10 protein-coding genes are annotated in these 14,749 nt (G+C 67.2%); 2 read left to right on the forward strand and 8 right to left on the reverse strand.

Annotated elements, in window-relative coordinates; genetic code table 11:
- Window positions 1–209: 209 nt before the first annotated feature.
- Entirely contained in the window at window positions 210–1,910 is a 1,701-nt protein-coding gene (gene ybaL / locus AC1DR7_RS16280) for a YbaL family putative K(+) efflux transporter (protein ID WP_256775491.1), read from the forward strand.
- Window positions 1,911–2,108: 198 nt separating this feature from the next.
- On the opposite strand, the gene AC1DR7_RS16285 is transcribed toward ybaL, so the two are convergent.
- From AC1DR7_RS16285 to AC1DR7_RS16300, 4 genes are all read right to left on the reverse strand, one after another.
- Window positions 2,109–2,990, reverse strand: a complete 882-nt coding sequence (locus AC1DR7_RS16285) for an AraC family transcriptional regulator (protein ID WP_478051808.1) — start codon at window positions 2,988–2,990, stop codon at window positions 2,109–2,111.
- Between the two features lie 239 nt (window positions 2,991–3,229).
- Window positions 3,230–4,531, reverse strand: a complete 1,302-nt coding sequence (locus tag AC1DR7_RS16290) for an O-acetylhomoserine aminocarboxypropyltransferase/cysteine synthase family protein (protein WP_478051809.1) — start codon at window positions 4,529–4,531, stop codon at window positions 3,230–3,232.
- Window positions 4,532–4,653: 122 nt separating this feature from the next.
- Window positions 4,654–7,239, reverse strand: coding sequence for an ATP-dependent chaperone ClpB (clpB, locus tag AC1DR7_RS16295; protein WP_478051810.1), 2,586 nt, complete (start codon window positions 7,237–7,239; stop codon window positions 4,654–4,656).
- Window positions 7,240–7,864: 625 nt separating this feature from the next.
- The gene (locus tag AC1DR7_RS16300) at window positions 7,865–8,698 is read right to left on the reverse strand and encodes a DUF3014 domain-containing protein (protein WP_457319081.1); all 834 of its coding nucleotides are present in this window, start codon (window positions 8,696–8,698) and stop codon (window positions 7,865–7,867) included.
- Window positions 8,699–8,910: 212 nt separating this feature from the next.
- Between AC1DR7_RS16300 and AC1DR7_RS16305 the strand changes: the two genes are divergently transcribed.
- Entirely contained in the window at window positions 8,911–9,621 is a 711-nt protein-coding gene (locus AC1DR7_RS16305; RefSeq protein WP_256775496.1) for a glutathione S-transferase, read from the forward strand.
- A gap of 103 nt (window positions 9,622–9,724) precedes the next feature.
- On the opposite strand, the gene AC1DR7_RS16310 is transcribed toward AC1DR7_RS16305, so the two are convergent.
- The 4 genes from AC1DR7_RS16310 to AC1DR7_RS16325 form a co-directional block, all read right to left on the reverse strand.
- Window positions 9,725–11,314: a SulP family inorganic anion transporter gene (locus AC1DR7_RS16310; RefSeq protein WP_478051851.1), complete on the reverse strand. Its 1,590-nt coding sequence runs from the start codon at window positions 11,312–11,314 to the stop codon at window positions 9,725–9,727.
- 248 nt (window positions 11,315–11,562) lie between these two features.
- Window positions 11,563–13,284, reverse strand: coding sequence for a thiamine pyrophosphate-dependent enzyme (locus AC1DR7_RS16315; RefSeq protein WP_457319083.1), 1,722 nt, complete (start codon window positions 13,282–13,284; stop codon window positions 11,563–11,565).
- Window positions 13,285–13,364: 80 nt separating this feature from the next.
- A complete protein-coding gene (locus AC1DR7_RS16320) occupies window positions 13,365–14,231 on the reverse strand; it encodes an XAC2610-related protein (RefSeq protein WP_478051850.1) in 867 nt (288 codons plus the stop codon).
- A 35-nt stretch (window positions 14,232–14,266) separates the two neighbouring features.
- Window positions 14,267–14,749, reverse strand: coding sequence for a DUF3574 domain-containing protein (locus AC1DR7_RS16325; protein WP_256775500.1), 483 nt, complete (start codon window positions 14,747–14,749; stop codon window positions 14,267–14,269).

Raw genomic sequence — 14,749 nt, forward strand, 5'->3', positions numbered from 1 at the left:
ACCGTTGAATCCCACGCCCCGGTCCGCCGGGGCGTGGGCATTTTCAGCCTGGCAAATCCTGATTCAGCGCATTCCTGCCTGTCGCGCGCGCCTGTCCCGGACAGCACATCACCTGACCACGGGGACATGACAGCCTTGCGGTCGTCGATGTTTGCTCGATACCACCGCATCGGTGAAAATCGGGGCATTCCCCTGTTCTGCGAGCCCCGATGCACCATGACACCGACCTGATCAACATCGTTGCCGTTGGCCTGGGGCTCGCCTTCATCTTCGGCGCGCTGGCCAACAAGCTGCGTTTGTCTCCGCTGGTCGGTTACCTGGTTGCGGGCATCTGCGTAGGACCCTTCACTCCCGGCTTCGTCGCCGACCAGGCGCTGGCCAACCAGCTGGCCGAGATCGGCGTGATGCTGCTGATGTTCGGTGTCGGCCTGCATTTCTCGCTGAAGGACCTGATGGCGGTCAAGGCCATCGCCATCCCCGGCGCCATCGGCCAGATTCTGGTGGCCACCCTGCTCGGCTGGGGCCTGGCGGCGCTGATGGGCTGGCCGGTGATCCACGGCATCGTGTTCGGCTTCGCGTTGGCCACCGCCAGTACCGTGGTGTTGTTGCGCGCGATGGAAGAACGGCGCCTGCTGGAAACCCAGCGTGGCAAGATCGCGATCGGCTGGCTGATCGTGGAAGACCTGGCCTGCGTGCTGGCCTTGGTGATGATGCCGGTGTTGGCCGGCGTGTTCGGTCCGGATGCGGCCAATGAAACCCATACCGTCGGCAGTGTGCTGGCCAGCATCGGCTGGACCTTCGTGCAGCTGGGCCTGTTCGTGGCGGTGATGCTGGTGGTGGGGCGGCGGGTGATCCCGTGGATCCTCGAACGCATCGCCGGTACCGGTTCGCGCGAGCTGTTCACCCTGGCGGTGCTGGCCATTGCACTTGGCGTGGCGTTCGGTTCGGCGATGCTGTTCGGTGTGTCGTTCGCGCTCGGTGCGTTCTTCGCCGGCATGCTGCTCAACGAATCGGAGCTGAGCCACAAGGCCGCCAACGATTCACTGCCGCTGCGCGATGCGTTCGCGGTGCTGTTCTTCGTCTCGGTGGGCATGCTGTTCAACCCGGCGATCCTGATCGAACATCCGTGGCAGGTGCTGGCCACCGCAGCGATCATCATGTTCGGCAAATCCGCCGCCGCGTTCGTGATCGTGCGCGCGTTCGGCCACCCGACCGGCACCGCGCTGACCATCTCGGCCAGCCTGGCGCAGATCGGCGAGTTCGCCTTCATCATCGCCGGCCTCGGCGTGACGCTGAAAATCCTGCCGCCCACCGGGCAGGCGCTGGTGCTGGCCGGTGCGCTGATCTCGATCATGCTCAACCCGCTGGTGTTCGGCCTGCTCGACCGCTGGCTGCTCAAGCACCAGGAAACCACGCCGACCGCGGTGGAAACCGAGCTGCCGCCCGGCCCGTCGCTGGACCTGCACGACCATGCCATCGTGATCGGCTACGGCCGCGTCGGCAGCGCGCTGGCCCAGGTGCTGCGGGATCGTGGCGTGCCGGTGCTGGTGATCGACGACAACCGCGAACACGTGGCCGAAGCGCACGCGGCCGGGCTGCCCGGCATCCGCGGCAGCGCGGCCTCGGACAAGGTGCTGGCCGAGGCCCATCCCGAGCGCGCCAAGATCGCCGTACTGGCGATCCCGCAGCCGCTGGAAGCTGGTGAGACCCTGGCCAAGCTGCGCGCGTTGAACCCGGGCCTGACCCTGCTGGCCCGCGCGCACAGCGATGCCGAAGTGAAGCACCTGCTCGAGCATGGCGCCGACGGCACGGTCATGGCCGAGCGCGAGCTGGCCTATTCGCTGGCCGAGATGGTGATGGCGACCCCGCCGTACCGCACCTTGGGCAAGCACAGCATCCCGGTGGTGTAGCGGCGCGGATCGCGTGTCCGCGTCGCGTTCGGGCACCGCGCGCAGCCACCCATGGGGTGGCTCTACCTCTGGCGCGCCGATGCGCCACATACCGCCGCACCGATGCGCCACGTATCACCACGTCAACACACCCCCGGTAGAGCCACCCCATGGGTGGCTGCTGTTCATTCCAGCCGCGCGTACCGGCCGTGTGTCCGGTCAGCGCACCGGCACGCAGATGTCCGCCCGCAGGATCGCCTCGGGCACGTCTTCGGGATCGTCCAGGTAGTGGTAGTACAGCGGCGCGTCGCGCAGTGCGTGCCCGCTGTCGGGCAGCCACTGGCGCAGCAGTGCGTCGGTGGCCGCGTCCAATCCGGCGTAGCTGCCCACATGGCGCAGCACGGCATACTCGCCACCGCCCAGGGTCAGCGCACGCAATGGCGCGGGGATGCCGTCAAAGGCGCGGCCAAAGCCCATGCCGCACTCGAACTCGCACGCGTCGGCCGGGACATCGCGATGGTCGTTCAGCGCGATGCCCACCAGCGCCTGCAAGTGGTCGGCCAGGCCCTGTTCCGCAGCCCAGGCATACACCTGCCCGAACGCCTGGTCGAGGTCGTCGAAGGCGCCGCGCGTGCGCAACACCACCACGTCGAACGGCTCCAGCGCAGTCACCTGCACCTGCAGCGGGGTCATGTCGTCGTTGCCGTCACCGGCCGGCAGCGCAAGTCGTTGCTGCCAGTGCGCGCGCAGCGCCGCATCCTCGCGCAGGGCGCTGGGCGTGGCGTCCACGGCCTGCCGGCAGGCGCGGGCCAACGCCTGCGGGCTTTCAAAACCCACCTCCAGCGCTACCTCGGTCACCCGGCTGTCGGCGCGGGCCAGCAACTGCAGCGCGCGCAGCGGGCGAAGGCGGGCCACGGTGCGCCCCGGCGTTTCGCCGGTCAGCGCGCGGTACAGGCGATGGAAATGGAACGGCGACCGGTGCGCGATGGCCGCCAGCGCATCCAGATCGGGCAAGGGCTCGCCGCTCCGCAGGCACTGCTGCAGGTGGGCGATCACACGGTCGATGCCGTGGCGTTGGCGTAACTGAGCAATGCGGCTCATGACGGGCTCCGTGTCGGGTGACGTCCAGCATGCGTCGGTGCCCGCCACGGCGCGTGGCCGATCTTGCGCAGTTGCAGGCCCGTCATCGTCGGTGTCGACCGTTGATCGGCACGCGCAACGAGTCTAGCCCGCGCCGCCGCCCTGCGTGGCCAGCACATGCCCCAAGCCGATAGCGCAGCCTCGGCGGCGTCAAAAACCCCACGGCGGACGGCCCGCACCGGCCGCCGTGGGCCCCACCTCTACGCCTTCGCCAACGCCTGCTGCAGGTCGGCCAGCAGGTCGTCGATATGTTCGATGCCGATCGACAGCCGAACGGTGTCTTCGCTTACACCGGCTTTCTCCAGCTCGGCCGCGTCCAGCTGGCGGTGCGTGGTCGAGGCCGGATGGGTGGCCAGCGATTTGGCATCGCCCAGATTCACCAGGCGGGTGAACAACTGCAGCGCATCCAGGAAGCGTGCGCCGGCGGCGCGGCCACCGGGCAGGCCGAAGGTGAGCACGCCTGAGCCGTGGCCGCGCAGGTACTTCTGCACCAGCGCATGCTCAGGATGGTCCGGCAGCGCGGCATAGTTCACCCAGTCCACCTTGGCGTGGTCGCGCAGGAACTGCGCCACCGCCAGCGCGTTGGCGTTGATCCGGTCCATGCGCAGCGCCAGGGTTTCGATGCCCTGCAGGATCAGGAACGAATTGAACGGGGAGATCGCCGCGCCGGTGTTGCGCAGTGGCACCACCCGCGCGCGGCCGATGTAGGCCGCCGGGCCTAGCGCCTCGGTATAGACCACGCCGTGGTAGCTCACGTCCGGCTCGTTGAGCCGGCGGAAGCGCTGCTTGTACTCGGCCCAGGGGAAGCGGCCCGAATCGACGATGGCGCCGCCCAGGCTGGTGCCATGGCCGCCGAGATACTTGGTCAGCGAGTGCACCACGATGTCCGCGCCGAAATCGAACGAGCGCTGCAGGTAAGGGGTGGCCACGGTGTTGTCCACGATCACCGGCACACCGTGCGCGTGGGCGATCTTCGCCACCGCTTCGATATCGGTGATGTTGCCGCGTGGGTTGCCGATCGACTCGACGAAGACGGCCTTGGTGCGGTCGTCGATCAGGGCCGCGAACGCCTCGGGATCGTTGTAGTCGGCAAACCGGGTCTGGATGCCGAACTGCGGCAGGGTATGCGCGAACAGGTTGTAGGTGCCGCCATACAGCGCACTGGAGGAAACGATGTTGTCGCCGGCTTCGGCGATGGTCTGGATCGCGTAGGTGATGGCGGCCTGCCCGGAGGCCAGCGCCAGCGCGCCGATGCCGCCTTCGAGCGCGGCGATGCGCTGCTCCAGCACGTCCGTGGTGGGGTTCATGATGCGGGTGTAGATGTTGCCCGGCACCTTCAGGTCGAACAGGTCCGCGCCGTGCTGGGTGTCATCGAAGGCGTAGGCCACGGTCTGGTAGATCGGCACCGCCACCGCGCGGGTGGTTGGATCGGGCGTGTAGCCGCCGTGGACGGCGATGGTCTCCGTGCGCCACGGTGATGGGGGACTGCCGTGCTCGGACATCTCGTCTCCTCCGGTTGAACGCTGACGATACCGAACAAAAAACCCCCGCCGGGGCGGGGGTTCATGCCAATGCCGCATGGCGTGAGGCCAAACGGCTATCAGGCCGCAGGCACGGGACAGGATCAGCCCTTCACGAACACCAGCTTGCCTTCGGCTGCGTCGACGCGGATCACATCGCCGCTGAGGAACTCGCCGGACAGGATCTTCTGCGCCAGTGGGTTCTCCATCTGCGACTGGATTGCGCGCTTGAGCGGCCGCGCGCCGTAGACCGGATCGAAGCCGACATTGCCCAGCAGTTGGAAGGCGGCGTCGCTGACCTCGATGCGCAGGCCACGTTCGGCCAGGCGCTTTTCCAGGCCCTGCATCTGGATGCGCGCGATCTGCTTGATCTGCACCTTGTCCAGCGGGTGGAACACCACGATGTCGTCCAGGCGGTTGATGAACTCCGGGCGGAAGTGCGCCTGCACCACCCCCATCACCGCGGCCTTCATCTGCGTGTAGGCCTCCGGGCTGTCATCGCTGCTCATGTCCTGGATCTGGTGCGAGCCCAGGTTGGAGGTCATCACGATGACGGTGTTGCGGAAGTCCACGGTGCGGCCCTGGCCGTCGGTGAGGCGGCCATCGTCGAGCACCTGCAGCAGGATGTTGAACACATCCGGATGCGCCTTCTCCACCTCGTCCAGCAGGATCAGCGAATACGGACGACGACGCACCGCCTCGGTGAGGTAGCCGCCCTCTTCGTAGCCGACATACCCCGGGGGCGCACCGATCAGGCGGGCCACGCTGTGCTTCTCCATGAACTCGCTCATGTCGATGCGGATCATCGCGTCGGTGCTGTCGAACAGGAACTCGGCCAGCGCCTTGCACAGCTCGGTCTTGCCGACGCCGGTGGGGCCCAGGAACAGGAACGAGCCGCTCGGGCGATCCGGATCGGACAAGCCGGCACGCGAGCGACGCACGGCATCGGACACCACCTTGATCGCCTCTTCCTGGCCGACCACGCGGTCATGCAGCATGTCTTCCATGCGCAGCAGCTTGTCGCGCTCGCCTTCGAGCATGCGGTTGACCGGGATACCGGTCCAGCGCGAGACCACCTCGGCGATCTCCTCGGCGGTGACCCGGTCCTGGACCAGCTTGAACTCGGTGGTTTCCACTTCCTGCGCGGCGGCCAGCTGCTTTTCCAGCTGCGGCAACTGCCCGTACTGGATTTCGCTCATGCGGCCGAAATCCTGCCGGCGCTGGGCCGATTCCAGCTCCAGCTTGGCGTGCTCGATCTGCTCTTTGATCTTGGTGGCGCCCTGCAGCGTGGCCTTTTCCGACTTCCAGATTTCATTGAGGTCGGAGAACTCGCGCTCCAGCGCATCGATATCGCTTTCCAGATCGGCCAGGCGCTGCCGCGAGGCCTCGTCCTTTTCCTTCTTGAGCATTTCGCGCTGGATCTTCAACTGGATCACGCGACGCTCCAGGCGATCCAGTTCCTCCGGCTTGGAGTCGATCTCCATGCGGATGCGCGAGGCCGCCTCGTCCATCAGGTCGATGGCCTTGTCCGGCAGCTGACGGTCGGCGATGTAGCGGTGCGACAACGTGGCGGCGGCGACGATCGCCGGGTCGGTGATCTCCACGCCATGGTGCACGGCATACTTTTCCTTCAACCCACGCAGGATCGCGATGGTGTCCTCCACGCTGGGCTCGCCCACCAGCACCTTCTGGAAGCGGCGCTCCAGCGCGGCATCCTTCTCGATGTACTTGCGGTACTCATCCAGGGTGGTGGCGCCCACGCAATGCAGCTCGCCACGCGCCAGCGCAGGCTTGAGCATGTTGCCGGCATCCATCGCGCCATCGGCCTTGCCCGCGCCGACCATGGTGTGCAGCTCATCGATGAACAGGATCACCTGCCCTTCGCTCTTGGCCAGGTCGTTGAGCACAGCCTTGAGGCGTTCTTCGAATTCACCACGGAACTTGGCACCGGCAATCAGCGCGCCCATGTCCAGCGACAGCACGCGCTTGCCGCGCAGGCCTTCGGGCACTTCGTCATTGATGATGCGCTGGGCCAGGCCCTCGACAATGGCCGTCTTGCCCACGCCGGGTTCGCCGATCAGCACCGGGTTGTTCTTGGTCCGGCGCTGCAGCACCTGGATGGTGCGGCGGATCTCTTCGTCACGGCCGATCACCGGGTCCAGCTTGCCGCTCTCGGCGCGCGCGGTCAGGTCGATGGTGTACTTTTCCAGCGCCTGGCGCTGTTCTTCGGCGTTCTCCGACTGCACGCTCTCGCCGCCGCGGATCTTGTCGATCGCCGCGTCGATGCGGGTCTTGTCGGCACCGGCGGCGCGCAGCGCCATGCCCAGCGTGCCGCTGTCGTCCAGCGCGGCCAGCACGAACCACTCGCTGGCGATGAAGGCATCGCCATGCTGCTGGGCCAGCTTGTCGGTGTTGTTGAGCAGGCGGTTGAGGTCGTTGCCGATGGACAGGTTGCCTTCCTGCCCGGAGACCTTCGGCAGCGCATCGAGCGCATCGTTGAGGCGTTCACGCAGCACCGGCACGTTGACCCCGGCCTGGGAAAGCAGCGGGCGCGTGCTGCCGCCCTGCTGGTCCAGCAGCGCCGTGAATACGTGCACCGGTTCGATGATGTTGTGGTCGCGGCCCACGGCCAGCGACTGCGCGTCAGCCAGCGCCTGCTGGAAACGCGAGGTGAGCTTGTCCATCCGCATGGGGAGTTCCTCTTTCGTGTAATGGCCAGCCTGGCTGGCAGATGTAACGGATATGCGGTTGTCGCGCAGTGATTCAAGACACTCCGGGCTGGCAATACAGCGCTCGCACCTCAATATATGCGAATACGTATCATTACTATTCAGCATTCGGCGTTGCCTGGTGTGGCTTTTAGAGTGATTCCCATGCAGCCACGACACGAGATCGTCGGCACGCTGTCCCGTTACCCTCGCCGCCGCAGGGCTGGCTGGGGGGTCGCGTGGCCTGCCGGGAAACCGCTGCCGACGTCACCAGGACACCGTCGCCCGCCTGCTGCACGACCGTGACCTGTCGGCCCTGCACGCGCCGCGGGCGTTGCTGGCCACGGTAGCGCGCGGGCTGGCGGCCAACGGGTTCTGGCGCCAGGCCCTGGTGCCTGACGTGCTTCAGCAGCTGGATGCAATGCGCGACGGCCTGCCGGCGCTGGCGCGCCGCATGCTCGTTCTGGCCAGTTCGACGGCCTGCGTTACGACGCCCTCAGCGACCGTCCTTGTCCCCCGTCAAGCGCCGCACGAAACGCGCCCTGCTTTGCTGCCTGCCGCCAACGCGCCGCCCTTCCCACCTCCGGACCGGCGGCAGCGCCCGCCATCAGCCGCGGCTGATTGCCGCGCGGATCGCCCGCAGCTGCTGTTTCACTGCGTGTGACTGCGCGGCGTCCATGCGCAGCAGCAGCTTCTGTCCCACCGAGCGTGCCTGCAGGGCGGGATCGACAAAGCGATAGCGGCCGCGCTCATCGCGCGTCACCGACAACGGGCGCGGCGGCTCCGGTGTCTGCAGCAGGTGGTCGATCACCGCCACCAACCGGTCGTTGAAGTACGCGTTGGGCTGCCCCAGTTCTGCATACGCCTGCTGAAGCAACGGGTAGACGCGCACATAGGCCTTGCCCGCCGCCGCCGCATCCAGCGCGGTAAAGGCCTTCACGTAGGGGGCGTAGCGCGCGGCGTTGGTCGCCGCGATGTGCATCGTGCCATCCCCCGTCTCGACCTGCAGGCTGCCGGGCAACGCACGTACCGCCATCGCGGGCGTTGGCACGCTGGGCTTGTCGAGGTTGTCGATATGGGTGACCACGCGCTGGATCAGATGATCGCGCAACAGCAGTACCAGTGCGCCGTCGCCGTTGAACAGCGACGACAGTGCGTCGAACACCGGCCCATCGCTGTCGGCCAGGGAGGGCAGTGCCGGATCGGCCGCATCCCGGGGATCGACCGGATGCTGGATGGGAGGCGGCGCTGGCGCCGCAGGTGATGCAGGAACGGGCGATATCTTCGTATCCGTACCCTGTTGTGCTGCCGGCGCCTGCACGGGCACCTTTATGTCATCGACAAGACCGCGCAGGGTGTCGCTGAACAACCACGTTCCCGCACCGCCGATCACCACCACACCCAACACCCACGGCCAGATCGCCTTTCCACTCTTCTGCATGTTGCCGTACCTCGCGTTGCACGTGCCTGGACACCGTATGACCCCCGCCATCGGGCGGGGTTCCCTGCGCACCTGCACGACCGCAGGATGCGCGTTGACACCGCATCATCCCGCAGGCGCGATGAACCGCTGCCACGCCCGCCGCCACACACGCTCACGCCCGCGTAGCATGGGCACGCCGATGCTGTGCACTGTTCTTGTGGAGCACCGTGATGCAGTACGAGCTTTACTACTGGACCGGCATCCAGGGCCGTGGCGAGTTCATCCGGCTGGCGCTGGAAGATGCTGGCGCGGCCTACACCGACATGGCGCGCGTGCATGGCGACGCGGTGATGCAGCCGTTCCTGCAGGGCAAGGAAGACGGCCTGCGCCCGTTCGCCCCGCCTTTTCTGAAGAGTGGCAGGCAGGTGATCGCCCAGGTGGGCGCGATCCTGGACTACCTTGCGCCGGAGCTCGGCCTGGTGCCCGAGGCGGCCTCACGCCGTCAGCAGGCGCTGCAGCTGCAGTTGACCATCGCCGACCTGGTCGCCGAAGTGCACGACACCCACCACCCGATCTCCGCATCGACGTACTACGAGGACCAGAAGCACGAAGCCAAGGCACGCGCCGCGGCGATGCGGACCGAGCGGCTGCCGAAATTCCTGGGCTACTTCGAAGGCGTGCTGAAGGACAACGGCGAGCGTCATCCGCTGCGCGAGCACTCTTACGTGGACCTGTCACTGTTCCAGCTGCTGAGCGGGCTGGAGTACATGTTCCCGCGGCGCATGCAGGCGCTGTGGCCCGCGTCGCCGTTGCTGCACGCGCTCAAGGAGCGGGTGGAACGGCGGCCGAACATCGCTGCCTACCTGGCGTCCGACCGCCGCCTTGCATTCAACACCAACGGCATTTTCCGCCACTACCCCGAGCTGGATGGCGACACCTGATTGCCGCACACCGCCCCGGATCGTAATGCCGGCCGCTGGCCGGCCACCGGGCGGTAGCGCGGCCACTTGGCGCCGGCCAACGGCCGGCACTCCCTCCCCGTCGTCAGCGTTCCTGCTTCTGCAACGACAGCAGTGCCAGCAATCCGGCCAGCGCCACGTAGGCACCGGCAAACTGCCACATGATGATCTTCGGCAAGCCCACCAGCTGCCACGGCAGATAGATGCCGCCACGCGGGTCCACCGAGTGGATCAACCCGAACAGGGTGAGCGCCGCCGCCACCAGCAGGAAACCGGAAGAGCGCAGCAGCCTGCCGTCGATCATCGCCACCACCGCGGCGATCCACAGCATCGAGGTGATGATGAAGCCATTGCCCAGAGTGAAGACCACCGCCAGCTCGGGCAGGCCGTGGCCGTCCAGCGTGGAGGTCATCGCCGCCAGTTGCGCCGGTGCGATCCAGCCAGGCGCCTTGATCGCCAGCAGGTAAGCCACCGAGGGCAGGAAGCCCAGCACCATCGCGCCGGCGTGTTCACGCGGGGTGGCCTGGAAGGCCTGCGTGGTGATGTCGATGGCCACGTATACGATGATCGGTGCCAGCACCGCCAACGGCAGCCACTGCACCAGCCCGGAGATTACCCCGAGCATGCCGCCGATGCCCACGAACAGGCCGGTCAGCAGCGTGTAGCCGCTGCGCGCGCCCATGTGCTTGTAGGCCGGCTGGCCGATGTACGGCGTGGTCTGCGCAACACCGCCGCATAGCCCGGCGACCAGCGTCGCCACCGCTTCGACCAGCAGGATGTCGCGGGTGCGGTAGTCGTCACCGGCCGCGCGCGCGCTTTCGGAGACGTTGATACCACCCACCACCATCAGCAGGCCGAACGGCAGCAGCAGCGGCAGGTAGGTGATTGCCGTCGGCAGGCCCTCAATGAAACCCAACGTGGGCCACGGCAGCACCACCTGCGGCGGCGTCCAGTCGGGCACGTGGAAGCCCGGTGCGCCCAGGCCGACCAGGCCGAGGCCGTAATACAGGATCGTGCCGAACACGAACGCGACCAGCACGCCCGGCGCGCGGATCGGCAGCTTGCGCTTGGCGAGCAGCACGTACAGCAGCAGGCCCAGGGTGACGAAGCCGACGATCGGCGAACGCAGGGTTTCCAGCAGCGGCAGGAAGCCCATCAGCACGATCGCGATGCCGGCGATGGAGCCCAGCAGCGATGCACGCGGCAGTGCGCGGGTAACCGCTTCGCCGAAGAAGGACAGGATGACTTTCAGCACGCCCATGATCACCAGCGAGGCCATGCCCAGCTGCCAGGTGGCGATGGCCGCGTCATGCGGCGCCAGACCCTGCGCTTTGAAGGCGAGGAACGCCGGGCCGAGTACCAACAGGGCCATGCCGATGCTAGTGGGCGCATCCAGGCCAAGCGGCATCGCGGTGACATCATCACGCCCGGTGCGCGTGGCCAGGCGTCGCGCCATCCAGGTGTAGAGCACGTTGCCGACCAGCACGCCAAAGGCGGTGCCGGGGAACATGCGGCCGAATACCACGTCGGCCGGGAACTGGAAGATGCTGACCAGCGCCATCGCGATGAAGCCCAGGATCGACAGGTTGTCGACCACCAGACCGAAAAAACCGTTGAAATCGCCGGCGACGAACCAGCGGGGAGGTCCGGAGCGGACGGGAGCGGAGGCGGACATGCGCAAGGACGACCGTGGGGAGGGGGTAGCCGATGGTAGGGCCTCACCGCTCGTAGTAACAGGCACATGGATGGAACGCCGGGGGACATCGGTGCGCCTGCGCAGGGGGCGGACGCCGCTGCGCGCTGACCTGTCCCGGTGGTGCCGGCCGGTGATCGGCTTCCGATATCCCCTGCAGGATTCGGAGGAGCCGGCCAGCGGCCGGCACTACCTGGTCCCTTCGGCATCCCTGCGGCGCCGGCGCTGCCTCAGGGCTTGTTGAGGAAGTTGTTCGCGAGCAGGTCGCGCACGTCGCCCACCCGTCCGCTGAGCAGGGCCTTGGCCGCATACAGCGCGGTGCCGGCTACCTGCTTGGCCTCTACCTGCGGCGGCATCACCAGCTCGGTCGGGCTGGTGTGCACGTCCAGCAGCGCCGGGCCAGGGTGGGCCAGGAAGTCCTGCACCGCCTGCTCCAGGTCCTCCGAGCGGGTCACGGTGCGCCCGTAGAAGCCGATCACCTCGGCCAGCCGGCCGAAATCGGGGTTCTTCAGGTCGGTGTAGTTGTCCAGCAGACCCTCGACCTTCTGCTCCAGCTCGACGAAGTTGAGCGAACTGTTGTTGTAGACCACCACCTTGATCGGCAGGTTTTCCTGCACCGCCGTGAGCAGGTCGCCCAGCAGCATCGCGATGCCGCCATCGCCGGACAGCGAGATCACCTGCCGGCCCGGATACGCCTTCTGCAGGCCCAGTGCCTGTGGCATGGCATTGGCCATCGTGCCGTGCAGCAGGCTGGTCAGGGTGCGGCGACGGCCATTGACGCGGATGTGGCGCAGGATCCATACCATCGGCGAGCCACCGTCGGCGGTGAACAAGGCATCGTCGCTGGCGTAGCGGTTGATCAGCGCGGTCAGGTGCTGCGGGTGGATCAGCTCGCCCTCGCCCGGTTCCTCTTCCTTGGCACGCGTTGCCAGCGCCTTGTCGCGGTGGCTGATGCACTCGTCCAGGAAGCTGCGGTCCTCGCGCGGCGGCAGCAGGGGCAACAGCGCCTCCAGGGTGGGCCCGATGTCGCCGACCACGCCCAGGTTGACCGGATGGCGGCGGCCGAGATGGCTGCCATCGCGATCGACCTGGATCAGCGTGGCCTTGTCCGGGTAGTACTGGCCCCACGCAAAGTCGGCGCCGAGCAGCAACAGCGTGTCGCAGGCCATCAGCGTGTGGTAGCCCGATTCGATGCCGAAGATGCCGGTCATGCCCATGTTGTACGGGTTGTCGTACTCCACGAAATCCTTGGCCCGCGAGGTGTGCGCGATCGGTGCCTTGAGCCGTTCGCCCAGCGCCACCAGTGCGTCATGGGCATGCTCGCAGCCGGCACCCGCATAGATGCCGATGCGCTTGCCATCGGCGATCAGCGCGGCGATGCGCTGCAGTTCGTCATCGCTGGGGCGCAGCACCGGCTGGGTGTAATGCACCGAGAACGGCACATCGTGCTTGACCTCGGCCTCGCTGATATCGGCCGGCAGGATCACCACCGCCACGCCACGCCGGCTGATCGCCGCCTGGCAGGCCAGCGCGACCACGCGGCGCGCCTGCTGCGGGCTGTGCACCTGCTCGCAGAACACGCTGCAGCTGGCATATACCGCCTTGAAATCAACCTCCTGCGGGAACTCCATGCCCAGCTCGGCGGTAACCACCTGGCTGGCGATCAGCACCATCGGCGCGCGGTTGCGGTTGGTCTCGAACACGCCGTTGATGAAGTGCAGGCCGCCCGGGCCGCAGGAACCGGCGCAGGCGGTGAGCTGCCCGCTGATCAACGACTCGGCGCCGGCAGCGAACGCAGCCACTTCCTCATGGCGCATGTGCACCCACTCAATCTCGCTGTGGTGGATGGCATCGGTGACGTAGTTGAGGGTATCGCCGACGATGCCGTAACAGTGACGGACACCGGCAGCCTGCAGGGTTTCAACCACGATCTCGGCAACGCGCTTGCTCATGAGGGAACGTCCACTACCTGGGGGAAGCGTCAGGGTAGACCTGCGAAAGTGATCCCCATGTGCGAACCCGGGCGATCAGATCATGGATTGGCGTTTACCCACCCCACGATGTCGCCTCGCGTCGGGTTGGCATAGCGCACCTTCACCCAACCGTCCTGCTCGTCCAGCAGTTCAACGCGGTCACCGCGCACCAGGTAACGCCGGGTGCTGGTGTCGCCGGGCCGCGCATGCAGCGGCACCCGCGCAGGCACCACCTCGCCGCTGAAGGGCAGCAATGGGCGGTCATTGCGCGGTGCGACCAGACCATCGGAGATGGCGGTCTCCAGTACCTTGCCAGCCGGGTCGTAGGTACTCCAGACCGCCATCGGGCCAGTGTCGGCGGTCTGCTTGACGAAGATCGTCGCCTCCAGCGCATCGCCAAGCATCAGCACGCGTTCGGCGCGATACAGATACAGCCGCCCCGCGTGATAGCGGTACAGGTCCACGTACCACATCGGGCCACTGCGGCAGCTGCTGCTCAGGGTGCGGTTGGCGGCATCCACGTCCAGCCCCATCAGCTCGCCACACTGCGCATGCGAACCGGTCGGCAGCGTCAGCGGCACGAAGCGTCCCTGCTTTGGGTCGAAGCGGTACACCGCCACCGCTTCGTTGACCTGCCCTACCGAAGCGCGTGCCACCAGTTCGGGGCGACCGTCGAAGTCGACGTCCAGCTGGCTCAAGCGCGCGTTGCCATCGGCATCGGCTACGCCGTCCAGACGCTGCTGCCGACCCGAGGGCAGCAGCAGCGCAATGGTGCCCTGCGTTTCCACGCGGGCGGTAGCGACCGTGCCCGGTCCAAGCACAATGCGCAGCTCCGCATCGGCTGCCGCCGCCTGCGCCACGGGCGCGCAGGCGGCCAACGCCAGCCCGAACAGCAGCACGCAACGCCCACGGGTGATCTCGTTCATGCCGGCCTCCTGCCGCGCCAAGGTGGCGCGCGTGCTCAGAACGATACTTCAACCGCCTGCTGCGCCCACAACACGGACTGATGACCGGTGGCCTGCTTCCACGCCAGCCGGATCGCTTCAATGTCCGCGCGGCGCTGCGGGGTGTTCTCGTGCAGCACCACCAGCACCTTGGTGCGCAGGCGGTTGGGCTCGGCCGCGCCGCGGAACAGCCACTGGCCGTAGGCGTCGAACACGGTCAGGCCGTCCGGAAAGCGCGGGGTGACTTCCTTGTCGAGAAAGGCGCGCCACTGCGCGTCGGTGATGCCTTCGGTCTGCGGTCGGTCGGCCACGCCGGTTTCTTCTCCCACACCGAAATAGAGCTCGCTGCGCACCCAGCCGGCAGCAGCATCGGGGCGCGCGGCGTCGCCCTGCAGGGTCGCCGTGGCGGTGGCGGGCGGGGTCGGCTTGGCGGCCGGGGCGGCAGTGGCACAGCCGCTGGTGGCCATAACCAGGGCGATCAGGATGGTGCGGAACTTCAT

Source organism: Stenotrophomonas sp. P5_A9, from assembly GCF_056400525.1.